27 protein-coding genes are annotated in these 22,613 nt (G+C 71.8%); 21 read left to right on the top strand and 6 right to left on the bottom strand.

Features of this window, described 5'->3' with window-relative positions; genetic code table 11:
- The first annotated feature begins 60 nt into the window (after nucleotides 1-60).
- From G5V58_RS14575 to G5V58_RS14530, 10 genes are all read left to right on the top strand, one after another.
- The gene (locus tag G5V58_RS14575) at nucleotides 61-312 is read left to right on the top strand and encodes a F0F1 ATP synthase subunit C (protein ID WP_165234107.1); all 252 of its coding nucleotides are present in this window, start codon (nucleotides 61-63) and stop codon (nucleotides 310-312) included.
- 70 nt (nucleotides 313-382) lie between these two features.
- Nucleotides 383-946, top strand: a complete 564-nt coding sequence (locus G5V58_RS14570) for a F0F1 ATP synthase subunit B (protein ID WP_230486638.1) — start codon at nucleotides 383-385, stop codon at nucleotides 944-946.
- Complete coding sequence (locus tag G5V58_RS14565) at nucleotides 946-1,749, top strand: F0F1 ATP synthase subunit delta (RefSeq protein ID WP_165234103.1); 804 nt, start codon at nucleotides 946-948, stop codon at nucleotides 1,747-1,749. Before G5V58_RS14570 ends, G5V58_RS14565 begins: the two co-directional genes overlap by 1 nt.
- A gap of 44 nt (nucleotides 1,750-1,793) precedes the next feature.
- Complete coding sequence (gene atpA, locus G5V58_RS14560; RefSeq protein WP_165234100.1) at nucleotides 1,794-3,437, top strand: F0F1 ATP synthase subunit alpha; 1,644 nt, start codon at nucleotides 1,794-1,796, stop codon at nucleotides 3,435-3,437.
- Nucleotides 3,438-3,443: 6 nt separating this feature from the next.
- The gene (locus G5V58_RS14555; protein WP_165234097.1) at nucleotides 3,444-4,358 is read left to right on the top strand and encodes a F0F1 ATP synthase subunit gamma; all 915 of its coding nucleotides are present in this window, start codon (nucleotides 3,444-3,446) and stop codon (nucleotides 4,356-4,358) included.
- An 18-nt stretch (nucleotides 4,359-4,376) separates the two neighbouring features.
- Nucleotides 4,377-5,834: a F0F1 ATP synthase subunit beta gene (gene atpD, locus G5V58_RS14550; RefSeq protein WP_165234094.1), complete on the top strand. Its 1,458-nt coding sequence runs from the start codon at nucleotides 4,377-4,379 to the stop codon at nucleotides 5,832-5,834.
- Nucleotides 5,835-5,849: 15 nt separating this feature from the next.
- Complete coding sequence (locus G5V58_RS14545) at nucleotides 5,850-6,248, top strand: F0F1 ATP synthase subunit epsilon (RefSeq protein ID WP_165234091.1); 399 nt, start codon at nucleotides 5,850-5,852, stop codon at nucleotides 6,246-6,248.
- A 48-nt stretch (nucleotides 6,249-6,296) separates the two neighbouring features.
- Complete coding sequence (locus G5V58_RS14540; RefSeq protein WP_165234088.1) at nucleotides 6,297-6,740, top strand: DUF2550 domain-containing protein; 444 nt, start codon at nucleotides 6,297-6,299, stop codon at nucleotides 6,738-6,740.
- A 23-nt stretch (nucleotides 6,741-6,763) separates the two neighbouring features.
- Entirely contained in the window at nucleotides 6,764-7,918 is a 1,155-nt protein-coding gene (locus G5V58_RS14535) for an MFS transporter (RefSeq protein ID WP_230486637.1), read from the top strand.
- A gap of 51 nt (nucleotides 7,919-7,969) precedes the next feature.
- A complete protein-coding gene (locus tag G5V58_RS14530) occupies nucleotides 7,970-8,287 on the top strand; it encodes a hypothetical protein (protein WP_165234085.1) in 318 nt (105 codons plus the stop codon).
- 650 nt (nucleotides 8,288-8,937) lie between these two features.
- On the opposite strand, the gene G5V58_RS14525 is transcribed toward G5V58_RS14530, so the two are convergent.
- On the bottom strand, nucleotides 8,938-9,516 hold the full coding sequence (locus G5V58_RS14525; protein ID WP_165234082.1) for a cob(I)yrinic acid a,c-diamide adenosyltransferase: 579 nt from the start codon (nucleotides 9,514-9,516) through the stop codon (nucleotides 8,938-8,940).
- An 18-nt stretch (nucleotides 9,517-9,534) separates the two neighbouring features.
- Here G5V58_RS14525 and G5V58_RS14520 point away from each other — a divergent pair, with 18 nt between their 5' ends.
- From G5V58_RS14520 to G5V58_RS14490, 7 genes are read left to right on the top strand one after another with little or no spacing between them, the layout of a single operon-like run.
- Nucleotides 9,535-10,119: a hypothetical protein gene (locus G5V58_RS14520; protein WP_165234078.1), complete on the top strand. Its 585-nt coding sequence runs from the start codon at nucleotides 9,535-9,537 to the stop codon at nucleotides 10,117-10,119.
- Nucleotides 10,120-10,123: 4 nt separating this feature from the next.
- Nucleotides 10,124-10,456, top strand: coding sequence for an STAS domain-containing protein (locus tag G5V58_RS14515; protein WP_230486636.1), 333 nt, complete (start codon nucleotides 10,124-10,126; stop codon nucleotides 10,454-10,456).
- A gap of 53 nt (nucleotides 10,457-10,509) precedes the next feature.
- Nucleotides 10,510-12,543, top strand: a complete 2,034-nt coding sequence (locus G5V58_RS14510; RefSeq protein WP_165234075.1) for a protein meaA — start codon at nucleotides 10,510-10,512, stop codon at nucleotides 12,541-12,543.
- A 26-nt stretch (nucleotides 12,544-12,569) separates the two neighbouring features.
- Nucleotides 12,570-12,758: a hypothetical protein gene (locus tag G5V58_RS14505; RefSeq protein WP_165227614.1), complete on the top strand. Its 189-nt coding sequence runs from the start codon at nucleotides 12,570-12,572 to the stop codon at nucleotides 12,756-12,758.
- 22 nt (nucleotides 12,759-12,780) lie between these two features.
- Nucleotides 12,781-13,305: a ferritin gene (locus G5V58_RS14500; RefSeq protein ID WP_165234072.1), complete on the top strand. Its 525-nt coding sequence runs from the start codon at nucleotides 12,781-12,783 to the stop codon at nucleotides 13,303-13,305.
- A 15-nt stretch (nucleotides 13,306-13,320) separates the two neighbouring features.
- Complete coding sequence (locus tag G5V58_RS14495; protein ID WP_165234069.1) at nucleotides 13,321-14,244, top strand: FAD-dependent oxidoreductase; 924 nt, start codon at nucleotides 13,321-13,323, stop codon at nucleotides 14,242-14,244.
- Between the two features lie 37 nt (nucleotides 14,245-14,281).
- The gene (locus G5V58_RS14490; protein ID WP_165234066.1) at nucleotides 14,282-15,916 is read left to right on the top strand and encodes a sulfatase family protein; all 1,635 of its coding nucleotides are present in this window, start codon (nucleotides 14,282-14,284) and stop codon (nucleotides 15,914-15,916) included.
- On the opposite strand, the gene G5V58_RS14485 is transcribed toward G5V58_RS14490, so the two are convergent.
- Nucleotides 15,903-16,217 carry a DUF952 domain-containing protein gene (locus G5V58_RS14485; protein WP_230486635.1) on the bottom strand — a complete coding sequence of 105 codons (315 nt, stop codon included), beginning with the start codon at nucleotides 16,215-16,217 and terminating at the stop codon, nucleotides 15,903-15,905. The genes G5V58_RS14490 and G5V58_RS14485 overlap by 14 nt on opposite strands.
- A 35-nt stretch (nucleotides 16,218-16,252) precedes the next feature.
- Between G5V58_RS14485 and G5V58_RS14480 the strand changes: the two genes are divergently transcribed.
- Nucleotides 16,253-16,786, top strand: coding sequence for a HEAT repeat domain-containing protein (locus G5V58_RS14480; protein ID WP_165234063.1), 534 nt, complete (start codon nucleotides 16,253-16,255; stop codon nucleotides 16,784-16,786).
- A 4-nt stretch (nucleotides 16,787-16,790) separates the two neighbouring features.
- Here the strand turns inward: G5V58_RS14480 and nucS are convergent, their stop codons facing one another.
- Nucleotides 16,791-17,474 carry an endonuclease NucS gene (nucS, locus tag G5V58_RS14475; RefSeq protein WP_165234060.1) on the bottom strand — a complete coding sequence of 228 codons (684 nt, stop codon included), beginning with the start codon at nucleotides 17,472-17,474 and terminating at the stop codon, nucleotides 16,791-16,793.
- 11 nt (nucleotides 17,475-17,485) lie between these two features.
- A complete protein-coding gene (locus G5V58_RS14470) occupies nucleotides 17,486-18,268 on the bottom strand; it encodes an SMP-30/gluconolactonase/LRE family protein (RefSeq protein ID WP_165234057.1) in 783 nt (260 codons plus the stop codon).
- Here G5V58_RS14470 and G5V58_RS14465 point away from each other — a divergent pair.
- The 3 genes from G5V58_RS14465 to G5V58_RS14455 are packed head-to-tail and all read left to right on the top strand — an operon-like array spanning nucleotide 18,267 to nucleotide 21,251.
- Nucleotides 18,267-18,809 (top strand): GNAT family N-acetyltransferase, encoded by a 543-nt coding sequence (locus tag G5V58_RS14465; protein WP_165234054.1) that lies wholly within the window; start codon nucleotides 18,267-18,269, stop codon nucleotides 18,807-18,809. The two genes, G5V58_RS14470 and G5V58_RS14465, sit on opposite strands and share 2 nt — an antisense overlap.
- Before the next feature lie 31 nt (nucleotides 18,810-18,840).
- Nucleotides 18,841-20,640, top strand: coding sequence for a 3-hydroxyacyl-CoA dehydrogenase family protein (locus tag G5V58_RS14460; RefSeq protein ID WP_165234051.1), 1,800 nt, complete (start codon nucleotides 18,841-18,843; stop codon nucleotides 20,638-20,640).
- A 53-nt stretch (nucleotides 20,641-20,693) separates the two neighbouring features.
- Nucleotides 20,694-21,251, top strand: a complete 558-nt coding sequence (locus tag G5V58_RS14455) for a peptidoglycan-binding domain-containing protein (RefSeq protein WP_165234048.1) — start codon at nucleotides 20,694-20,696, stop codon at nucleotides 21,249-21,251.
- On the opposite strand, the gene G5V58_RS14450 is transcribed toward G5V58_RS14455, so the two are convergent.
- Both G5V58_RS14450 and G5V58_RS14445 read right to left on the bottom strand, forming a co-directional pair.
- Complete coding sequence (locus tag G5V58_RS14450; RefSeq protein ID WP_165234045.1) at nucleotides 21,248-22,123, bottom strand: DUF6910 family protein; 876 nt, start codon at nucleotides 22,121-22,123, stop codon at nucleotides 21,248-21,250. The two genes, G5V58_RS14455 and G5V58_RS14450, sit on opposite strands and share 4 nt — an antisense overlap.
- Nucleotides 22,123-22,605 carry an SRPBCC family protein gene (locus tag G5V58_RS14445; protein ID WP_165234042.1) on the bottom strand — a complete coding sequence of 161 codons (483 nt, stop codon included), beginning with the start codon at nucleotides 22,603-22,605 and terminating at the stop codon, nucleotides 22,123-22,125. The genes G5V58_RS14450 and G5V58_RS14445 overlap by 1 nt, the downstream gene beginning before the upstream one ends.
- Nucleotides 22,606-22,613 lie beyond the last annotated feature (8 nt).

The following is a 22,613-nucleotide window of genomic DNA, read 5'->3' as shown; positions in this document are numbered from 1 at the left end:
CCGCACCAGAGGTAAACCCCGAGCGCCACGCCCGGCGCTAGACAAGAGGAGAGAAATCCCATGGCAGCAACTGACACCGGAGTTCAGCTCGCTGGCGCCTTCATCGGTGGTGGCATCGCCCTCGCCGGTGGCGCGATCGGCGCCGGTATCGGTGACGGTCTGGCTGGTTCGTCCTACATCCAGGGTGTGGCTCGCCAGCCCGAGGCCCAGGGCCGGCTGCAGACGATCTTCTTCCTGACCGTCGGTCTCTGCGAGGCGGTGTTCTTCATCAACCTCGCGTTCATGGCGCTGTTCGTCTTCGTGCTCGCCTGAGCCCGCGTCACCGCTGAACCACCCCTAGTCCGAAGGACATCAGATGCACAGCCTCACCACCGCGCTCGTCGTGAGCGCTGCCGAAGACGGTGGCGGCGGCACGGAGAGCAACTTCCTCGTGCCGAACGCGACGTTCTTCGTCGAGCTCGCTGCGTTCGCGCTCGTGTTCTTCATCCTGACCAAGTACGTCATCCCGCCGATCAACAAGGCGATGACGGCGCGGCAGGAGGCCATCCGGCAGGAGTTCGCCGAGGCCGAGCAGGCCAAGAAGGACGCGAACTCGGCCGAGGCGGAGTTCAAGGCCCAGATCGCCGACGCCCGCAAGGAGGCCGCCCGCATCCGCGAGGAGGCCCACGAGCAGGGCAAGCAGATCATCGAGGAGGCCAAGCAGCAGGCCCAGGCCGAGCAGCAGCGGATCAAGGAGCAGGCGCAGGCGCAGATCGCCGCCGAGCGTCAGCAGGCCCTGACCTCGCTGCGGGCCGAGGTCGGCACGCTGGCGACCTCGCTGGCCGGCCGCATCGTCGGTGAGGCGCTGGAGGACGACGAGCGCAGCGGTCGCGTGGTCGACCGCTTCCTGGCCGACCTCGAGTCCCTCGAGACCAGCAAGGCGGCGCGGAACGGGGCGCCGTCCTGATGCTGCGCGGAGCCTCAGCCGACGCGCTGGCCGAGCTGAGCCAGCAGGCCACCGGGACGCGCACGCTCGCGGACGCGGCGACCCTGGGCAGCCAGCTGTTCGGCGTGGCCGACGTGGTGCGCCGCGACGCGGCCCTGCGGCGGGCCATGACCGACAGCTCGGTCGAGCCCGAGGCCAAGTCCGGGCTCGCCCGGGCGGTGTTCGGCAACGCCCTCGACGAACCGGCCCTGGCGCTGGTCGCGGACGCGGCCAGCCGGCGCTGGATCTCCGGCAACGACCTGCCCGACGCGCTCGAGCAGGTGGCGGTGGCCGCCACCGTCCGCTCGGCCGGCGCCCAGGGCAACCAGGTCGGCGACGAGCTCTTCTCGGTCAAGCAGATCGTGGCCCACGACGTGGCGCTGCGGGGTGCGCTGTCGGACCACTCGCGCTCGGCGGCCGACCGCAGCGCGCTGCTGCTCGGCCTGCTCGGCGGCAAGACGCTGCCGGCGACCGAGGTGCTCGTCGGTCAGGCCGTGACCCGCGGGCGCGGTACCGTCGAGAGCGCCCTCCAGGAGTACCTCGACCTCGCGGCCGAGGCGCTCGACGAGGGTGTCGCCACCGTGCACACCGCGCGGGAGCTCACCGCTGACGAGCAGCAGCGGCTGGTCGCGGCACTGAAGAAGCAGTACGCCCGCGACATCCAGCTGCACGTGGTCGTCGACCCCGAGCTGATCGGCGGCCTGCGGGTCGAGATCGGTGACGACGTCATCGACGGCACCGTGGCCAACCGGCTCGACGACGCCCGCCGGCGACTGGCCGGCTGACCCACCCAGACCTGAACGAACACCCCAAGGGAAGAGGCAGGAACATGACGGAGCTGTCCATCCGCCCGGAGGAGATCCGGGACGCGCTCCAGAAGTACGTCGACGACTACAAGCCGTCGGCTGCTGCGAAGGAAGAGGTCGGCACCGTCGCCCAGACCGGCGACGGCATCGCCCGCGTCAGCGGTCTGCCGTCGGCGATGGCCAACGAGCTGCTCGAGTTCGAGGACGGCACGCTGGGCCTCGCCCTGAACCTCGACACCCGCGAGATCGGTGTCGTCATCCTCGGTGACTTCGAGGGCATCGAGGAGGGCCAGAGCGTCCGCCGCACCGGCGAGATCCTCTCGGTCCCCGTCGGCGACAACTTCATGGGCCGCGTGGTCGACCCGCTGGGCAACCCGATCGACGGTCTCGGCGAGATCGAGTCCGAGGAGCGCCGCGCGCTGGAGCTCCAGGCTCCCGGCGTGATGATGCGCCAGTCGGTGAGCGAGCCGCTCGCGACCGGCATCAAGGCGATCGACTCGATGACCCCGATCGGTCGCGGTCAGCGCCAGCTGATCATCGGTGACCGCGCGACCGGCAAGACCACGATCGCGATCGACACGATCATCAACCAGAAGACCAACTGGGAGTCCGGCGACCCGGACAAGCAGGTGCGCTGCATCTACGTCGCCATCGGCCAGAAGGGCTCGACCATCGCCTCGGTGCGTGGCGCCCTCGAGGAGGCCGGCGCGCTGGAGTACACCACCATCGTCGCCTCACCGGCCTCCGACAGCGCGGGCTTCAAGTACCTCGCGCCGTACACCGGCTCGGCCATCGGCCAGCACTGGATGTACGACGGCAAGCACGTCCTGATCATCTTCGACGACCTGACCAAGCAGGCCGAGGCCTACCGCGCGGTGTCGCTGCTGCTGCGCCGCCCGCCGGGTCGCGAGGCCTACCCGGGTGACGTCTTCTACCTGCACAGCCGGCTCCTCGAGCGCTGCGCGAAGCTGTCGGAGGCCCTCGGCTCCGGTTCGATGACGGGCCTGCCCATCATCGAGACCAAGGCCAACGACGTCTCGGCGTACATCCCGACCAACGTCATCTCGATCACCGACGGTCAGATCTTCCTGCAGTCCGACCTGTTCGCGGCCAACCAGCGCCCGGCGATCGACGTGGGCATCTCGGTGTCCCGCGTGGGTGGTGCGGCCATGACCAAGGCGATGAAGGCGGTCACCGGCTCGCTCAAGGTCGACCTGGCGCAGTTCCGCGCGATGGAGGCGTTCGCCATGTTCGCCTCCGACCTCGACGCGGCCTCGCGCCAGCAGCTCGACCGCGGCCAGCGCCTGATGGCGCTGCTCAAGCAGCCGGCGTACTCGCCCTACCCGATCGACGCGATGACCGTGTCGCTGTGGCTCGGCACCAGCGGTCGCCTCGACCGGGTCCCGACCGACGACGTGCTCCGCTTCGAGAGCGAGTTCATCGACTACCTGCGCCGCTCGCACGACGAGCCGCTGGCCGCGATCCGCGACACCCTGAAGTTCGAGGAGGGCACCGAGTCGTCGCTCAGCGACGCCTACGACTCCTTCCTCGACCAGTTCGAGACCTCCGAGGGTGGCTCGATCCAGGTCGGCAACGAGGCCAAGGAAGAGGCGCTCGAGGACGACGAGCTCGAGCAGGAGCAGATCGTCAAGCAGAAGCGGGGCTGACGGCACATGGCTCTCTCGCTGCGTGAGTACCGCGCGCGGATCAGGTCGACCGAGTCGATGAAGAAGATCACGCGCGCCATGGAGCTCATCGCTGCGTCCCGGATCATCAAGGCGCAGCAGCGGGCTCAGGCGGCCGCGCCGTACGCCCGTGAGCTGACCCGTGCGGTCTCGGCGGTGGCGACGTTCTCCAACGCCAACCATCCCCTGACCAAGGAGGAGGAGGACCCCAAGCGCGCGGCGGTGCTGGTCATCACCAGCGACCGCGGGCTCGCCGGCGCCTACTCCTCCAGCGTGCTCAAGGAGGCCGAGCGGCTCAACGAGCGGCTGCGCTCGGAGGGCAAGGAGATCGACACCTACATCACCGGCCGCAAGGGCGAGGCGTACTACCGGTTCCGCCAGCGGCCGATCGTGCAGTCCTGGACCGGCTTCAGCGACCAGCCGTCGTACGACGTGGCCGCCGAGATCGGCCGGACCCTCATCGAGTCCTTCGTCAAGGACCCGGGCGAGGAGGGTGACGTCGACGAGGTGCACATCGTCTACACGCGGTTCCGGTCGATGCTGACCCAGGAGCCCACCTCGCTGCGGCTGCTGCCGCTGGAGGTGGTGGAGGGCGAGGAGAAGCCCGCCGCCGACGAGATCCTCCCGCTCTACGAGTTCGAGCCGTCGGCGGAGGCGGTGCTGGACGCGCTGCTCCCGCAGTACGTCCAGAGCCGGATCTTCTACGCGCTGCTCCAGGCCGCGGCGTCCGAGCTCGCGGCCCGCCAGAAGGCGATGAAGTCGGCGACCGACAACGCCGACGAGCTCATCAAGAAGTACACCCGGGTGGCCAACCAGGCCCGTCAGGCCGGCATCACCCAGGAGATCAGCGAGATCGTCGGCGGCGTGAACGCGCTCGCGGACGCCCAGGCAGAAGCCCAGTAGGGCGAGAGGGAGACAGACATGACTGCAACGGTCGAGGAGACCAAGGAGACCTCGGGCGCCGGCACCACCGGCCGCATCGCCCGGGTCATCGGCCCCGTGGTCGACGTGGAGTTCCCCGTCGACGCGATGCCCGACATCTACAACAAGCTCGAGTCCGACCTCGAGCTCGGCGGCGAGACTCGCGTCCTGTCCCTCGAGGTCGCTCAGCACATCGGTGACGGCATGGTCCGCGCCATCTCGCTGCAGCCGACCGACGGTCTGGTCCGCGGTGCGCAGGTGCGCGACACGGGCAGCCCGATCACCGTGCCGGTGGGCGACGCCACGCTCGGCAAGGTCTTCAACATGCTGGGTGAGCCCCTCAACCTCGAGGAGGGCGAGGAGCTCGACGTCAAGGAGCGGTGGAGCATCCACCGCAAGGCGCCGGCCTTCGACCAGCTCGAGGCCAAGACCGAGATGTTCGAGACCGGCATCAAGGTCATCGACCTGCTCACCCCCTACGTCCAGGGCGGCAAGATCGGCCTGTTCGGCGGCGCCGGCGTGGGCAAGACCGTGCTGATCCAGGAGATGATCGCCCGCGTCGCCCGCGACCACGGTGGCGTGTCGGTGTTCGCCGGCGTCGGTGAGCGCACCCGCGAGGGCAACGACCTGATCGTGGAGATGGAGGAGGCCGGCGTCATCGGCCAGACCGCCCTGGTCTTCGGTCAGATGGACGAGCCGCCGGGCACCCGCCTGCGGGTCGCTCTCTCGGCGCTGACCATGGCGGAGTACTTCCGCGACGTGCAGAACCAGGACGTGCTGCTGTTCATCGACAACATCTTCCGGTTCACCCAGGCCGGCTCGGAGGTCTCGACCCTGCTCGGCCGCATGCCGTCCGCCGTGGGCTACCAGCCCAACCTGGCCGACGAGATGGGCACCCTGCAGGAGCGGATCACCTCGACCCGTGGTCACTCGATCACGTCGCTGCAGGCGATCTACGTGCCGGCCGACGACTACACCGACCCGGCCCCCGCGACGACGTTCGCCCACCTGGACGCCACCACCGAGCTGTCGCGCGAGATCGCCTCGCTCGGCATCTACCCCGCCGTGGACCCGCTGACCTCGACGTCGCGGATCCTCTCGGCGGAGTACATCGGCCAGGCGCACTACGACTGCGCGATCCGGATCAAGCAGATCCTCCAGCGCAACAAGGAGCTCCAGGACATCATCGCGATCCTCGGTGTCGACGAGCTCTCCGAGGAGGACAAGATCATCGTCTCGCGGGCGCGCCGCATCCAGCGGTTCCTCTCGCAGAACACCTACGTGGCCAAGCAGTTCACCGGCCTCGAGGGCTCGACGGTGCCGGTCGCGGAGACCATCGAGGCGTTCAACAAGATCGCCGACGGTGAGTACGACCACGTGGCGGAGCAGGCGTTCTTCATGTGCGGCGGTCTGGACGACGTCGAGCGCAAGTGGGACGAAATCCAGAAGAACCTCTGATCGGGCTGCTGAGACATGGCTGACGCACTCACGGTCGAGCTGGTGGCCGCCGACCGGACCGTCTGGTCCGGCACGGCGACCATGGTCTCGGCCAAGACCGTCGACGGTGACATCGGCATCCTCCGGGGCCACTCACCGGTCCTCTCGGTCCTGGCCGAGGCGATCGTCGAGATCACCCCGGAGGACGGCGAGTCCGTCTTCGCGGTGACCGACGGCGGGTTCCTCTCGGTCGCGCACGACCGGGTGTCGATCCTGGCCGAGCGGGTCGAGCTGGCGAGCGAGGTCGACGTCAACGAGGCGCGCTCGCAGCTCGAGGAGGCCCGGTCCGGCGACGGCGGCGAACAGCAGGAGCGGGCGGTTCGGCTCGCCGAGGCCCGCCTGCGCCTGGTGGAGAAGGACTCGAGCTCCTCCTAGCGGGGGAGTCCCCGGCCCCGTGCTGGGCTGGGCTGGAAGGATGGGGGAGTGCCGCTCTGGTTGGAGCTGCTGGACGCAGCCGGCCTCGTGGTGCTCCTCGTCCTGCTCTACGGTCTCGCGCTCGTCGTGCGCCGAAGGGTGCTGGCCCGGAACGGGGGCACCTTCGAGCTGAGTCACCGCATGCGGCCGGGCCAGGAGCCCGGCCGCGGCTGGCTCCTGGGCCTGGGCCGCTACTCCGGCGAGGACCTGCAGTGGTTCCGCATCTTCACGCTGTCCCCGCGCCCGAAGTGCGCGTGGCACCGCGCGGCGCTGACCTACGACGACGTACGTGACCCGGAGGGGGTGGAGCGGACCGTGCTCTACCCCGACCACGTCGTCGTCGACTGCACCTCGCCCGAGGGGCCGGTCGAGCTGGCCATGAGCCGCGCCTCGCTCACCGGCTTCCAGGCCTGGCTCGAGGCCCGGCCGCCCGGGACGGACTGGTCGCGCTGAGCCCCGCTGCCCCACCCGCCCACGTGCTGGCCGCCCGGAACGCCGTCGTCCTCGTCTTCGCGCTCAACGGCCTGCTCATGGCCTCGCTGGTCGCGCGCGTGCCCGACCTGCGCTCGGGCCTCGACCTCGGCAACGGCGCGCTCGGGCTGCTGCTGCTGTGCATCGCGTTCGGCTCGGTGCTGGCCCTGCCCTCGGCCGGCTTCCTCATCCACCGCCACTCCGCCGGCTGGGTGGTCCGCCTCGGCGTGGTCGCCGACGGCATCGGGCTCATCGTCGGCGGCACCGGCGCGGCCCTGGGCTCGGTCCCGCTGGCCGGAGCCGGCCTGTTCGTCTTCGGCATCGGCACCGGCGTGTGGGACGTGGCCATGAACGTCGAGGGCGCCGAAGTCGAGCGCGGGCTGCGCCGCTCGATCATGCCCCGCTTCCACGCGGCCTGGTCCTTCGGCTCGATCGCCGGCGCTGCCGTCGGCGTACCGGCCGCCGCGCTGCACGTGCCGCTCCCGGTCCACCTCGGCGTGCTCTCCGTCGTGGCCGGCGTCGCGGTCTCGCGCGGCACCGGCTCCTTCCTGCCCGCGCTCGAGAGCGCCCCCACCGAGCGCGGCCTCTCCGCCTGGCGCGAGCCGCGGGTGCTGGCAATCGGCGTGATGGTGCTGGCCTTCGCCGTCGTCGAGGGCACGGCCAACGACTGGCTCTCCCTGGCCCTCATCGACGGCTACGACGTGGCCCACTGGGTCGGCGTCAGCGGCTACGCGCTCTTCGTGTGCGCCATGACCGTCGGCCGCCTCACCGGCCCCGTCGTCCTGGACCGCTGGGGTCGCGCGCCCGTCCTCTGGGTCACCACCGTCGCCGCGGCCGCCGGCATCCTGCTCGTCGTCCTGGGCTCGCACCCCGTCGTCGTCGGCCTCGGCATCCTGGTGTGGGGCCTCGGCGCCGCCCTCGGCTTCCCCGTCGGCATGTCCGCCGCCGCCGACGACCCCACCCGCGCCGCCGCCCGCGTCTCGGTCGTCTCCACCATCGGCTACGGCGCCTTCCTCGGCGGCCCCCCGCTCCTGGGCTGGCTGGGCGACCACGTCGGCACCCTCGACGCGCTCCTCGCCGTGGCCTTCCTGATGCTCCCCGCGGCCCTCACCGTCTTCGCCTCCCGCACGCCCGCCGTGACCTCGGCCACCTCTGCCTGAGCCTCGGCGCTCCGCCTTGAACGCCCCAGCCGATCTGGGCACCGTGGGCGGGTGATCCCCCTCCTCGTCCTCGGTGCCGTCGTCCTGCTCGCCCTGCTCTACACCGGCTCCCGCCTGCTCTGGGCGGGCCGCCAGCTCGACTCCGCGGCGCCCGCGCCGGCCGGCACCGTCGCGGCCAAGGTCGACGCCCGCCTGGCCGCCGCCCGCTCGGCCGTGGAGACGCTGGTCATGCCCGAAGCGGTCCCCGCCGACGAGCTCCGACCCTCCGCCTCGGCCTTCCGGGAGCGTGCTCAGACCTACGTCGTGCTCGGCTGCGGCCTCCTCGGCGTCGCCGCACTGCTGGTGACCGGCGTGCTGTTGCTGCTCTGAAGGCCCTCGGATCTCGCCTCCCCGTCGGCGCTTCTTGCTTGTTGGTGTGATCAATTGCGTTGCGGCCGCGCGCTCACCACCCCGACTCCCGCTGTCAAGGACGCCTTCGGCGCCGCAAGCGGCGAACGGCGGGGGCCTTCGGCCCGAGTGATTCGTCCTTGACAGCGGGACCCGGTCGGGGCGGTAAGAAGCGCTCAAGGGCGGGGCAAGCCCCGCTCGCAATGCGCGGCCGCCTCTGGCGGCCACGCTGCGGTCCGCCTCCACGCACTTGTAACGCTCAGTTATCGGATCTTCCGACCCGTTGCAACGGGTCGGAAGATCCCATAACTGCGCGTTACAAGTTCTCGGCGGCGCCGGCCGCGGCAACCCGCACCGCCCCCACCCCACCCAGGTGAAGGCGGAGGCGAGGGTGCCGCCGCCAAACCAGGCCGCCTGTGGGCTGACCCGGCCCCCGCCGGACCGCAGCCCCCTCGCCGAACGCTAGACCCGCGGCGTGGGGCACGCACACGAGACGTAAGAGGGCTGGGAGCAGTCGCGTGCAACACGGCGTCGGTTGCGTTCGGTGAGGGGCTGCGGTCAGGCGGGGGCCGGGTCAGTCCACAGGCGGCCGGACCCGAGAGCCCGCACCACGAGACCCAGCACCCAGACCCCTAAGAAGACCTCTCCCCACCCGGCACCCACAACACATCCCCTGCCGCACGGTTCGAGTACCGCGCGAGGATGAACAACAGGTCGGAGAGCCGGTTGAGGTACCTCATCGCCAGCGGGCTCATCGAGTCCTCGTAGACCTCGAAGGCGGCCCAGGCCGAGCGCTCGGCGCGGCGCACGACGGTGCGGGCGACGTGCAGGTGGGCGGAGCCGGGGGTGCCGCCGGAGAGGATGAAGCTCCGCAGCGGCTCGAGGTGCTCGTTGTAGGTGTCGCACCAGCGCTCGAGGCGGTCGACGTAGTCCTGCTCGACGCGCAGGGGCGCGTACTCCGGCTCGGGGACGACGGGGGTGCAGAGGTCGGCGCCGACGTCGAAGAGGTCGTTCTGCACGTGCACGACCACGTCGGTGACGTCGGGGTCCAGGCCGCCGAGGGCGACGGCGAGGCCGAGGTGGGCGTTGGCCTCGTCGACGTCGGCGTAGGCGTGCAGGCGGGGGTCGTTCTTGGAGGCGACCGAGTTGTCGCCCAGGCGGGTCTCCCCGGCGTCGCCGGTCCGGGTGTAGATCCGCGTGAGGTTGACCATGGGCGCACAGTAGTAGCCGTGCCCCGGCATCCCTTCCTCCTCGGCGTCCCGGGCCTGGCCCTCGCGCTGGCGGGGCTCTTCCACCCGCACCACCTGACCTACGACACGTCGATGCGGTGGTACGCCCTGCACCTGCCGGGGCTGCTGGTCTTCCCGCTGGTGGGGTGGGCGCTGGCCGAGCTGGTGCGCGGTCGTCGCGACGCGCTGTCGTGGCTGGTCCGGCTGGCGGCGTACGGGTACGCGACGTTCTACACGGCGCTGGACGTGATCAGCGGGATCGCCGCCGGCTACGTGACGCACGAGCTGGGGCCGGGGGTGCCGCGGCCCGACGCGGTGCGACTGCTCTTCCGCATCGGTACGCCGCTCGGGGAGGTCGGCTCGGTGTGCCTGGTGGTGTGCTGCGCGCTGCTGACCGTGGACCTGCTGGTGCGGTGGCGGGCCTGGCCGGTGCTGCTGCTGGTGCCGGGGGCGCTGCTGGTGCACGCCGACCACATCTTCGCCCCGAAGGGTGTGCTCGGGATGGCCCTGCTGGGCGCAGGATCGGCTGCCACAGCACTCGTGACCGCGCGTCGAGCAACCTCGGGGCCCCCTGCGGCGTCATAGTGGTGTGACCTCGGACACCCTGGAGCAGCCGGTGGACATCATGAGCGACGGACCCGTCCTCGTCCTGTCCGGCGACCTCGACGTGCGGAGCACCATGGAGGTGCGCACCGCGGTGCGCGACCTGCTGCTCAGCTACGACGAGGTGGCCATCGACCTGAGCGGCGTGGAGAGCGCCGACGTGACCGCGCTGCGGGTGCTGGCGGCGGCCACGGTGCAGGCGGTGCGCGACGGCCACCACCTCACGCTGCGCCAGCCGTCGCCCGCCGTGCGGCGCATGCTGCACCTGAGCCACCTGGCCCGGATCGTCGAGGTGACACCGGCCGAGGGTGTCGGATAACCCACACGTCGCAGGCGGTGACTGACGAGTAACCACCGCCCTACCCTCGGGGGATGAGCGACCAGGACCGGGCCACCCGGCCCACCAAGGACCGGCCGTGGGTGATGCGGACCTACGCCGGGCACTCGACCGCGGAGGCGTCCAACGCGCTGTACCGCGGCAACCTGGCCAAGGGTCAGACCGGCCTGTCGGTGGCCTTCGACCTGCCCACGCAGACCGGCTACGACCCGGACTCGCCGCTGGCCCGCGGTGAGGTCGGCAAGGTCGGCGTGCCGGTGCCGCACCTGGGTGAGATGCGCAAGCTGTTCGCCGACATCCCGCTCGTCGAGATGAACACCTCGATGACCATCAACGCCCCGGCCATGTGGCTGCTGGCGCTCTACCAGGTCGCCGCCGAGGAGCAGAACCCGGACCTGTCGCCGGAGGAGGTCGCGGCCCAGCTGGCCGGGACGACCCAGAACGACATCATCAAGGAGTACCTCTCGCGCGGGACCTACGTCTTCCCGCCCGAGCACTCGTTGCGGCTGATCAGCGACGTCATCTCCTACACCGTCCACCAGATCCCGAAGTGGAACCCGATCAACATCTGCAGCTACCACCTGCAGGAGGCCGGGGCCACGCCGACCCAGGAGCTGGCCTACGCGCTGTGCACCGCGATCGCGGTCCTCGACACGGTCAAGGGCTCCGGCCAGGTCTCCGACGAGGACTTCGACAAGGTCGTCGGCCGGATCTCGTTCTTCGTCAACGCCGGCGTGCGGTTCGTCGAGGAGCTGTGCAAGATGCGCGCCTTCGTCGAGCTGTGGGACCAGATCACCCGTGAGCGGTACGGCGTGCAGGACCCCAAGATGCGCCGCTTCCGGTACGGCGTGCAGGTCAACTCCCTCGGCCTGACCGAGGCGCAGCCCGAGAACAACGTCCAGCGCATCGTGCTCGAGATGCTCGGCGTGACGCTGTCCAAGAACGCGCGGGCGCGCGCCGTGCAGCTGCCGGCGTGGAACGAGGCCCTCGGGCTGCCCCGGCCGTGGGACCAGCAGTGGTCGCTGCGGCTGCAGCAGGTGCTGGCCTTCGAGTCCGACCTGCTGGAGTACGACGACCTGTTCGACGGCTCCACCGTCGTCGAGGCCAAGGTCGCCGAGCTGGTGGCCAGCGCCCGGGAGGAGATCGACCGGGTCCAGGCCCTGGGCGGCGCGATCGCCGCGGTCGAGTCCGGCTACATGAAGGAGGCGCTGGTCAGCTCGCACGCCGCCCGGCGCGCGCGCATCGAGTCCGGCGAGGAGATCATCGTCGGCGTCAACCGCTTCGAGACCACCGAGCCCTCGCCGCTGACCGCCGACCTCGACACGGCGATCCAGGCCGCCGACCCCGAGGCCGAGCGCTCGGCGCTGGCCAGCGTGGAGGCGTGGAAGGCCCAGCGCGACCCGGCCGAGGTCGAGGCGGCGCTGAGGCAGCTGGCCGAGGACGCCAAGACCGAGACCAACCTGATGACCGCCACCCTCGCCGCGGCGCGGGCCGGGGCGACGACGGGGGAGTGGGCCGGCACCCTGCGCGAGGTCTTCGGCGAGTTCCGCGCCCCGACCGGCGTCTCCGGCGCAGTGGGTGTCGCCTCGTCGGTGGGCGAGGCCGGCGAGGAGCTCGCCGCGGTGCGCCGCAAGGTCAAGGAGACCGGCGAGGAGCTCGGCGGCCGGCTCCGGCTGCTGGTCGGCAAGCCCGGGCTCGACGGCCACTCGAACGGCGCCGAGCAGGTGGCCGTGCGCGCCCGCGACGCCGGCTTCGAGGTCGTCTACCAGGGCATCCGGCTCACCCCGGAGCAGATCGTGGCGGCCGCGGTGGCCGAGGACGTGCACTGCGTCGGGCTGTCCATCCTGTCCGGCTCGCACATGGAGCTGGTGCCGGCGGTGCTGGACGGGTTGCGCGAGCAGGGGCTCGACGTGCCCGTCATCGTCGGCGGGATCATCCCGGACTCCGACGCCCGCCGGCTGACCGAGGCCGGGGTGGCCGCGGTCTACACGCCGAAGGACTTCGGGCTGACCGAGATCATGGGCGGCATCGTCGACGTGATCCGGAAGGCGAACGGGCTGCCGGTCTGACTGGTCTTTAGGTTAGGCTGCCCTTCGTGGGCAAGGCCAAGGTGCAGAAGCTCCCCAAGACGGAGTGCTGCGAGTCGAGAACCAAGTGCAGCCGGTGCCCCCTGCGCATGCTCAAGGAGGGCAGCCTGCCCTCGGGGTATACCGTCAAGCGACGCAAGCTCGTGCGCGTCGACGGCAAGAAGGTGACCAAGAAGCGGCTGCGCAAGGCCGCCTGAGCCCCGACCCCAGGAGACTCCCGTGCCCGCGCAACGCTTCATCGAGGCGCTCAACGCCCAGATCGGCAACGAGCTGGCCGCGCACAACCAGTACCTCGCCTGCGCCGTCCACTACGACGCCGAGACGATGCCGCGGATGGCGGCGTTCTTCTACGGTCAGGCGCTCGAGGAGCGCGACCACGCGATGATGATGGTGCAGTACCTCCTGGACACCGACGCGCCGGTGACCATCCCCGGCGTGGAGTCGCCGCAGTCGCTGTTCCCCGACGTCGTCGCCCCCGTCGCGCTGGCCCTGGAGCAGGAGAAGCGGGTCACCGAGCAGATCAACGGGCTGCTGCGGATCGCGCGCGAGGAGTTCGACTTCGCCAGCGAGCAGTTCCTGCAGTGGTTCATCAAGGAGCAGGTCGAGGAGGTCGCCACCATGACCGACCTGCTCGCGGTCGTCACCCGCAACCAGGACGACGTCGAGGACATCGAGGAGTACGTCGCCCGCGAGGCCGGCGGCGAGTCCGCCGACCCGACCGCTCCCCGGGTGGCCGGCGCCTGACGTAGGTTCCTGCCCGTGGGCAGGGTGGTGGTCGTCGGCGCCGGCGTCCTCGGGCTGTCGTGCGCGGTGCGGCTGCTCGAGGCCGGGCACCGCGTCGACGTGCTGGCCCGCGACCTGCCGCGGGAGACGACGTCGGCGGTGGCCGCGGCGATCTGGTACCCCTACCGCGCCTGGCCCGAGGACCGCGTGCTCGGCTGGTGCACCACGACGTACGCCGCGTTCGCCGACCTGGCCGCGGACCCGCGGTCCGGCGTGCGGATGCAGGTGGGCACCGAGGTCGTCGCCTCGCGCGGGAGCCGGCCGTGGTGGGCCGCGGCGGTGCCGGACCTGCGCGAGACGCTCGAGGTGCCGGCCGGGTACGACGGCGGGTGGAGCTTCACGGCGCCGGTGGTGGAGATGCCGGTCTACCTGGCGTGGCTGGCCGCGCGGGTGCTGGAGCTGGGCGGCTCGGTGACCCGGCTCAACCTCCAGGCCCTGCCCGCCGCCGGTGCGGGTGGCGCGGACGCGGTCGTGGACTGCGCCGGGATCGGCGCCAAGCACCTGGCCGCCGACCCCTCGGTGCACCCGGTCCAGGGCCAGGTGGTGCTGGTCGAGCAGGTGGGCCTCGCGCGCTGGTGGCTCGACCCCGGGACCGCCGGCAGCCCGACGTACGTCGTGCCGCGCTCGCGCGACGTGGTCGTCGGCGGCACCGACGTCGAGGGGGAGTGGAGCCGCACGCCCTCGCCGGAGGTGGCCTCGGCGATCCTGCGACGGGCGCTGCGGCTGGTGCCCGAGCTGGCCGGCGCCGAGGTGCTCGGGCACAAGGTCGGGCTGCGTCCGGGCCGGCCCGAGGTGCGCTTGGAGCGGGTCGGCGACGTGGTGCACTGCTACGGGCACGGCGGGGCCGGCGTGACCCTCAGCTGGGGCTGCGCGGACGAGGTCGCGGGGCTCCTGGCCTGATTGGGGCGGCCCCGGCGGCGCCGGTACCCTCAGCCGGGTGTCTCGGTCCCGTCTGGTCGCCCTCGTGGTGGCGGTGTGCGCGGTCTTCGCGCTGGCCGGCCTGGGGCTGCACGACGCCGGCTCCGCCACCGAGCGGAGCCCCGAGGACGCCTCGCTGGCCTCCGGCGCGGACCGCCCCGACGAGCCCGGCACGCCCTCCGCGCCGAGCCCGGCGCCGCAGCCGAAGCCGAACGTCGTCGTCATCCTGACCGACGACCTCGACACGTCGCTGATGCCGTACATGCCCAACGTCAACCGGCTGATCAAGGACCAGGGCGCGGAGCTGACGAACTTCTACGTCGAGCAGTCCAGCTGCTGCCCGTCACGGGCGTCGATCCTGTCCGGGCTCTACGCGCACAACCACGGCGTGATCGGCAACGTGTGGCCCGAGGGCGGCTACGAGCGGTGGAAGCAGACCGAGCAGGACGACGACCTGCCGGTCTGGCTGCAGCAGGCGGGCTACCGCAACGCGCTGCTGGGCAAGTACTTCAACGAGTACCCCTTCCACCCCGGAGCCCACCTGAGCGACGAGGAGAAGGACGCCCTCCGCGCCTACGTGCCGCCGGGCTGGGCGTCGTGGGCCTCGCCGGTGCAGGGCAACGCCTACGCACAGGACCACTACAAGCTCAACGTCGACGGGCAGATCGACCCGCAGTTCCACACCGACTACCTCGACTCGTTCCTCGGCGAGCGCGCGCTGTCGCTGGTCAACGGGGCCACCGACGGCTTCGACTTCGCCGACGGCGGGCAGTTCCTCTACTACGCGTCGTACTCGCCGCACACGCCGTACGCCTTCCCCGACTCGCTGGCCGGCTCCTTCGCCGACGTGACCTACCCGCGCACGCCGGACTTCGACGAGGGCGACACCTCCGACAAGTTCGGGCTCACCCGCCAGCGCCGCCCGCTGACCGCCGCGGACGAGGCGCTCATCGATGAGACGTTCCGCAAGCGGGTGCGCTCGGTGCAGGTCCTCGACCAGAACGTGGCCCGGCTGGTCCAGGCGCTGGCCGACCAGGACGCGCTGGACGACACCTACATCATCTTCACCAGCGACAACGGCTACCACATGGGCAACCACCGTCGCGAGATCGGCAAGTACACCCAGTTCCAGACCGACGTCCGCGTGCCGTTCTACGTGCGCGGGCCCGGCATCCCCGCCGGGTCGACGTACGACGACGTGAGCGGCAACATCGACATCGCGCCCACGATCGCGGCCATGACCGGCGCCACCGCCCCCGCCACCGTCGACGGGCTCTCGCTGCTCGACCGGCTGCGCGGCGGGCCGCCGTTGGCTCGTCGCTACTACCTCCTGGGTCGGGCGCTCACGCCCGACAACGCCACGCCCACCGGCGGCATCGAGGAGGTCCCCGAGACCCTGCTGCCGTCCTCGCGCTCCAGCGAGCTCAACGACTTCACGGGTGTGACCAACGGGCGCTACAAGCTGATCCGCTACACGCACCTGCCGCACGAGGAGCTCTACGACCTCAACAAGGACCCGTACGAGCTCGACAACCTGCTGGCGGACGACGAGGCGTCGTACCGCGCCATGTCGCCGCGGGGCCGCCAGGCCGTGGACACCCTCCGCGCCGCCCTCGACCGGCTCGTCGACTGCTCGGGCGTCAGCTGCCGCTGAGCAGCCTCGCGTGGGTGACCGCGCTCGGGTGGAGTGGGCCGTAGACGTGCGGGAACGTGTCGTCGCCGACCGGGTCCTCGCGCCACGGGACGTCGAGGAGGTCGGTGTCGATCTCGAGGAGCAGCAGCGGCTCCTCGACGTCGGCGTAGTAGCGCTCGCGCACGAACTCCCACTGGTCCGCGCGGCTGGCGTGCAGGAAGCCCTCCTGCTCGAGGCTCACGCCGCGGGTGCTGGTGGTGTAGGCGCCGGTGCGCTGGGCCTCGTCCCAGTCCGACTGGGTGGCCAGGTGGTAGATCAGCACGGGGTCATCGTGGCAGGCGGCCTAGGCTGCGTCGTGTGTCGCGCTGGAGTCGGCGGGCCGACCGCCCTGAGAACTCCCGCGGGGTCCCGGACCTGACGCAGCTCACGGATCCCGCTGCGTCGTACCACCAGCAGCACCTCGACGCTCTTCGCGACGGCGACTTCCGTGCGCGGGCCACGGCCTCGTGGGGGCTCATCGCCCGAGGGAGGGAGTCCCTGCCGTTCCTCGGATCGATGCTGGCCAGTCGGGACCCGGACTCCGTGGCGGACGCCGCCGGCGTCCTCGCCTGGCTGGGGCACGCCGACCCGACGTTCGTCGACGGGCTCGTCGCGGCGTTGCCGCGGCAGGCCGACCACGAGTCGACCGACGCGATCGTGCTGGCGCTCGGCGCCCTGGGGAGCCGCAAGGCCGTACCCGCTCTGGCCGCGCTCGTCCGGGACGACGGCACCGACGGCGACACGATGGCGTGTGCCGTCGAGAGCCTCGGCAAGGTCGCCCGGCGACGCTTCGACCGCCGGCCCGACCCACGGGCGGCGGCGCGCGCCTGGCTCGATGCCCAGGACCGCTGACGGCTCAGAAGAGCCGGTGCTCGGGGTCGTCCATCCCGCGCAGGCCGTCGTAGTCGACGACCGCGCAGGCGATGCCGCGGTCCTCGGCGAGGACGCGGGCCTGGGGCTTGATGAGCTGGGCGGCGAAGATGCCGCGGACGGGGCCCTTGGCGGTGAGGCGGGGCTCGCGGTTGAGGAGCTCGAGGTAGCGGGTGAGCTGCTCGACGCCGTCGATCTCGCCGCGGCGCTTGATCTCGACGGCGACCGAGAGGCCGTCGGCGTCGCGGCACATGAGGTCGACCGGGCCGATGGCGGTGGGGTACTCGCGGCGTACGAGCGTCAGGCCGGCGCTGAGGGTGGTGGGGTGCTCGGCCAGGAGCTCCTGGAGGTGCTTCTCGACGCCGTCCTTCTGCAGGCCGGGGTCGACGCCCAGCTCGTGGGAGGAGTCGTGCTGGACGTCCTCGAGCAGGATGCGCAGCGTGTCGCCGTCTTTGCCGGTCACCGTCCACTCGAGCTGGCCGTCGTCGGTGGTGCCCTCGCGCACGGAGCACGGCGGGCTCATCCAGTTCAGCGGCTTGTAGGAGCCGCCGTCGGAGTGCACGAGCACCGAGCCGTCGGCCTTGATCATGAGCACGCGGTTCGCCATCGGCAGGTGGGCGGTCAGCCGCCCGGCGTAGTCGACCTGGCAGCGCGCGACGACCAACCTCACGGGGGGCGAATCTACCCGGGACCGGCCGCGGGCACCGACACGCGCTCGGTCAGCACCACACCGTCGCTGGCGCCCTCCTGGCCGTAGCGGTTCGCCACGACGTACAGCGTGTGCCCGTCGTCGCCGCCGAGGACGCACGAGAAGGCGCCGCGGTCCACCTCGACGCGCTCCAGCTCGGCGCCGCCGGACGCGACGCGGACGCAGGCCTGGAGCGGCACGGAGGCGAACCAGACCGCGCCCGAGGCGTCGGCGCAGATGCCGTCGGGCGCGGAGCCCTCGGGCAGGGCGGCCCACGTACGGCGGTCGGTGGCGCGGCCGTCGGGACCGATGGTCCAGGCGGTGAGGCGGTCGGCGTGCGACTCGGCCACGACCAGCGTGGTCTCGTCGATGATCGCCATGCCGTTGGGGAACCACACGTCGTCGTCGACGACCTCGGTGGCGCCGTCGGGGTGCACGACGGCGACCACGCCGGGCCTGCGCTCCTCCCACGGCATCGACCCCGGCATGTCGACCCAGCAACGGCCCCAGCGGTCGACCACGACCTCGTTGAAGCCGCCGTCGGCGTAGGCCTCGCCGTCCACGAGGACGCCGTCCGGCGTGGTCAGCACCCTCCGCCCGTCCGGGAGCCAGTCGATCGAAGCGGGGAGCCCCGAGAAGCGGGCCTCGACGGTGCGCTCGCCGTCCGACGCGAAGGACAGCACCTCGCCGGCCAGCCAGTCGCACATCCAGAACCGGCCGTCGCGCCACCGGGCCGACTCGCCCATCCGCAGGTCGCGCGCGAAGATCTCCACCATGGACGGCCAGACCGGCGCGGAGGACGCGACTCATCGGGTGCGGCCCGCGACGGCCGAGGACCTGCACCACTTGGCGGCGGTCGAGGACTCCGGCGCCCAGCAGTACGCCGACCACTTCGGCCCGGCGGTGGAGCCGGTGCTGCTGTCACCGGCGAGCGACGGCCGCTGGCGGGCCCGGCAGCCGGGCTTCGTCCTGGTCGTGGGGCAGGAGCGGCCGGTGGGCTTCGCGCACGTGCTGGAGATCGAGGGCCACGCGCACCTGGAGCAGCTCTCGGTGCGGCCCGAGCACCAGCGCCGGGGCCTGGGCCGGGCGCTGGTCGAGGCGGCCGAGACCGAGGCGCGGAGCCGGGGCTTCGCGCGGCTGAGCCTGTGCACCTACCGCGACGTGCCGTGGAACGGCCCGTACTACGAGAGCCTGGGGTTCCGGGAGGTCCCGGACGCCGAGCAGGCGCCGTTCCAGCGGCGCCTCCGCGAGAAGGAGCGCGACCTGCGCCTCGACGTCAACGGCGCGCGGTGCGTGATGGACATCGCACTCGGCTGACATGTTACTCGTCGGTCACTATGGTCGGCGCATGACGGAGCAGGCCTCGGACACCCGGACCTTCCAGACCATCGGCGTCGTCGGCCTCGGGACCATGGGGGCCGGGATCGCCGAGGTGTTCGCGCGCAACGGCTTCTCGGTCGTCGGCGTCGAGCTGAACGACGAGGGCCTGGCCCGCGGGCGCCAGCACCTGGAGAACTCCACGGCCCGGGCGGTCTCTCGCGGCAAGCTCAGCGAGGAGGAGCAGGCCGAGCTGCTCGGCCGGATCAGCTTCAGCACCCACCTCGAGGACCTGCGCGAGGCGGACTTCGTGGTCGAGGCGGTGGTCGAGTCGCTGGAGACCAAGAAGGCCATCTTCGCCGAGCTCGAGGCGGTCGTGGCGCCCGAGGCGGTGCTGGCCACCAACACCTCGAGCCTCAGCGTCACCGAGATCTCCACGGCCAACGCCCACCCGGGCCGCGTGGTGGGCGTCCACTTCTTCAACCCGGCGCCGGTGCAGGACCTGGTCGAGATCGTGCGCACGGTCGTCACCGAGCCGCGCGTGCTCGACGACGTCACCGCGCTGGTCCGCCAGGTCGGCAAGCACCCGGTGGTGTGCGGCGACAAGGCCGGCTTCATCGCCAACACGCTGCTGTTCGGCTACCTCAACCACGCGGTGTCGATGTTCGAGGGCAAGTACGCCTCCCGTGAGGACATCGACGCCGCCATGCGCTTCGGCTGCGGCTACCCGATGGGCCCGCTCCAGCTGCTCGACCTGATCGGGCTGGACACGGCTTATGAGATCCTCGAGACGATGTACCGCCAGGGCCGCGACCGGCTCCACGCGCCCAGCCCGATCCTCAAGCAGATGGTCACCGCGGGCATGCTCGGTCGCAAGACCGGCCGCGGCTTCTACACCTACGACGGCCCGGACAGCCCGCGCACGGTCGTCGACGACCTCACCCCGGGCGCCGACGACCGGCCGCAGCTGCGGCACGGCGTCAAGCGGGTCGGGGTGGTCGGCACCGGCACCATGGCCGGCGGGATCGTCGAGGTCTTCGCCAAGGCCGGGTACGACGTGCGGTACGTCGGGCGCAGCCAGGACAAGGTCGACGGCGTGGTCGCCCAGATCAACAGGAACCTCGACAAGCAGATCGGGCGCGGCCGGGCCACCGAGGACGACAAGACCGCGCTGCTCGCGCGGGTCACCGGCACCCTCAGCCTGGACGACCTCCAGGACGTCGACCTCGTGGTCGAGGCGATCGCCGAGGACCTCGCGATCAAGCGGACCCTGTTCGGCAACCTCGACGACATCTGCAAGCCGGGCGCGATCCTCGCGACGACGACGTCCAGCCTGCCGGTCATCGAGCTGGCCCGGGCCACCGAGCGGCCGCAGCACGTCGTGGGCATGCACTTCTTCAACCCCGCGCCCGTGATGAAGCTGGTCGAGGTGGTCTCCACGGTGATGACCGACGAGGACGTCACCGAGACGACCCGGGCGCTGTGCGAGGCGATCGGCAAGGTCCCGGTCTCGTGCACCGACCGGGCCGGCTTCATCGTCAACGCGCTGCTGTTCCCCTACCTCAACGACGCGGTCCGGATGCTCGAGGCGCACTACGCCACCGCCGACGACATCGACACCGCGATGAAGCAGGGCTGCGCGCTGCCCATGGGGCCCTTCGAGCTGCTCGACGTGGTCGGGAACGACGTGTCGCTGGCCATCCAGCGCGAGCTCTACCTGGAGTTCCGCGAGCCCGGCTTCGCGCCGGCACCGCTGCTGGAGCACCTGGTCACAGCCGGCTACCTCGGCCGCAAGACCAAGCGCGGCTTCCGCGACTACTCCAGCCGCTGACCACCGGGAGGCAACTCTCGACGCGCGGGCCGCGTCGCAGGACCATGAGCACCGTGCTCCGCAAGCTGACCGTCGCCCTGCTGCCCCTGGCCTTGGCCGTCCCGGTGGCGCTGGCCGCGCCCGAGGTGGCCGACGCGCAGGCGCCGGCCGCCGCGCAGTGCCGGCGCACGCTGCCGGCCTACCCCCAGCTCGACCCGGGCGACCGGTCCGAGGCGGTCCGCACCCTGCAGTGCGCGATCAACGACCTCGGCTTCGGGCCGGTCACCGTGGACGGCTACTACGGCCCCGAGACCAAGAAGGCGCTGGCCCCGCTGATCGGCGGCCGGGAGGGCCAGCCGCCGCACCCCTACCGGATCACCCCACTGTTCTGGCACCAGCTCTACGGGCTCCAGCTGCCGCACCGCACCCTGGCGCAGGGCGACCGCGGTCCGGCGGTGCGCACCCTCCAGCGGGCCCTGCGCGCGTGGGGGCTCACGGTCGTGGTGGACGGCGTCTTCGGCCCGCAGACCACCGCGGCGCTCCGGGACTACCAGCGTCAGCACGACGTGCGCCCGACGGGCCGCACCGACCGCGCCACGCGCTACTTCCTGGTCGGCGGCGACTACTACTAGGAGATCACCGCGAGCCGCAGCAGCAGCGAGGCCAACCGCGGGTCGTCGGCGTCGACCACCGCCACCAGGTCGTCGCCGTCCAGGGCCAGGCCCTCGACCTTGGCCGGGGCGCCGTCGACCGGCGGCAGCTCGACCCGCTCCACGACCTCCTCGCCGTCCAGCACCGCGAGCGCCGAGCCGGCCAGCGGCCCGTCGTCGTACGTCGACGCGCTGTCCTCGGCCACCGCGCTGACCAGCACCGTGCCGTCGGGCCGGGTGACGGCGTCGGTCACGGCCAGGGGTACGCCGGCCACCGCGCCCAGGTCGTAGCGCAGCACCCCTCCCACGTGGACCGCCGCGTCCTGGCCGGAGACGGCGTCCAGGAACGCCCCGAGCGGCAGGTCCACGCTCGCGCTCGGGACGCCGGCCACGGGCAGACCGCGCTGGAACCACCGCAGCCGGTCCCTGACCACGCACGCCCCCTCGAGGTTGAGCCGGTCCGGCCCGACCTCGAGCGCCTCGGCCACCCGGGCGAGGACCGGGCCCAGCGCCGCGACGCGGACCGACTCGGGGGAGAGCAGCACCGAGCGCATCCGGGCCGGCGTCGAGCCCGAGCCGAGGACGAGCGTGCGCCCGTCGGGCAGCGCCACGCACGCCTCGAGGTCCGGCTTGAGCGCCTTCGTCCCGGCCGACTCGCCGAAGACGTCGTGGCCCTGCACCGGTGCCAGCAGCCGGCGCCGCTCCCCGCGGCCGTCGCGCCACAGGCAGGCGTGGGTGGCGTCGTCCTGGACCACCAGCCAGCCCCCGTCGTACGCCGTGATGCCGGAGGCCGCGCGGACCGGGCTGCCGTCGTCGAAGCGCAGGGGCGTGGCGGAGACGACCTGGACCCGCATCAGCCGCGGCCGTAGCCGCGGCGCACGGTGCGGTCCAGGATGCCGAGGGTGCCGCGCAGGGCGTGCTCGGAGATCACGGGGAAGACCGCCTGCCACTCCGGGCGAGCCGCGGACCAGTCGTAGTAGGACGTCACGCGGGTGCCGCCGTCCTCGAGCGGCTCGAGCCGGTAGCCGTAGACGTGGCCGATGGGCGGCTTGATCGTGCCGACGATGGACCAGGCGATCTCGCGGTCCGGCTCGAAGGCCTCGATGACCACCGTGACGTCGTACTTCCCCATCTCGGGGACGTCGCCCAGCGACTCGCGGTCCATGTGCACCACGAAGGTGTCGCCCACGGCGGCGACCGGCGCGCCCGTGGCGTCCTGGAGCATCCCGGAGGAGTCGATGGCCACGTGGCCCTGCGGGTCGCACAGCAGGGCGAAGATCTCGGGGGCCGGAGCGGCCACGACCCGGTCGGTCTGGAGGCGCTGGGACTCGGACATGTGACGAT

Origin of the sequence: Nocardioides anomalus, from assembly GCF_011046535.1 — a bacterium.
Classification (GTDB): Bacteria; Actinomycetota; Actinomycetes; order Propionibacteriales; family Nocardioidaceae; genus Nocardioides; species Nocardioides anomalus.
This window is presented reverse-complemented; position numbering and strand designations above follow the sequence as displayed.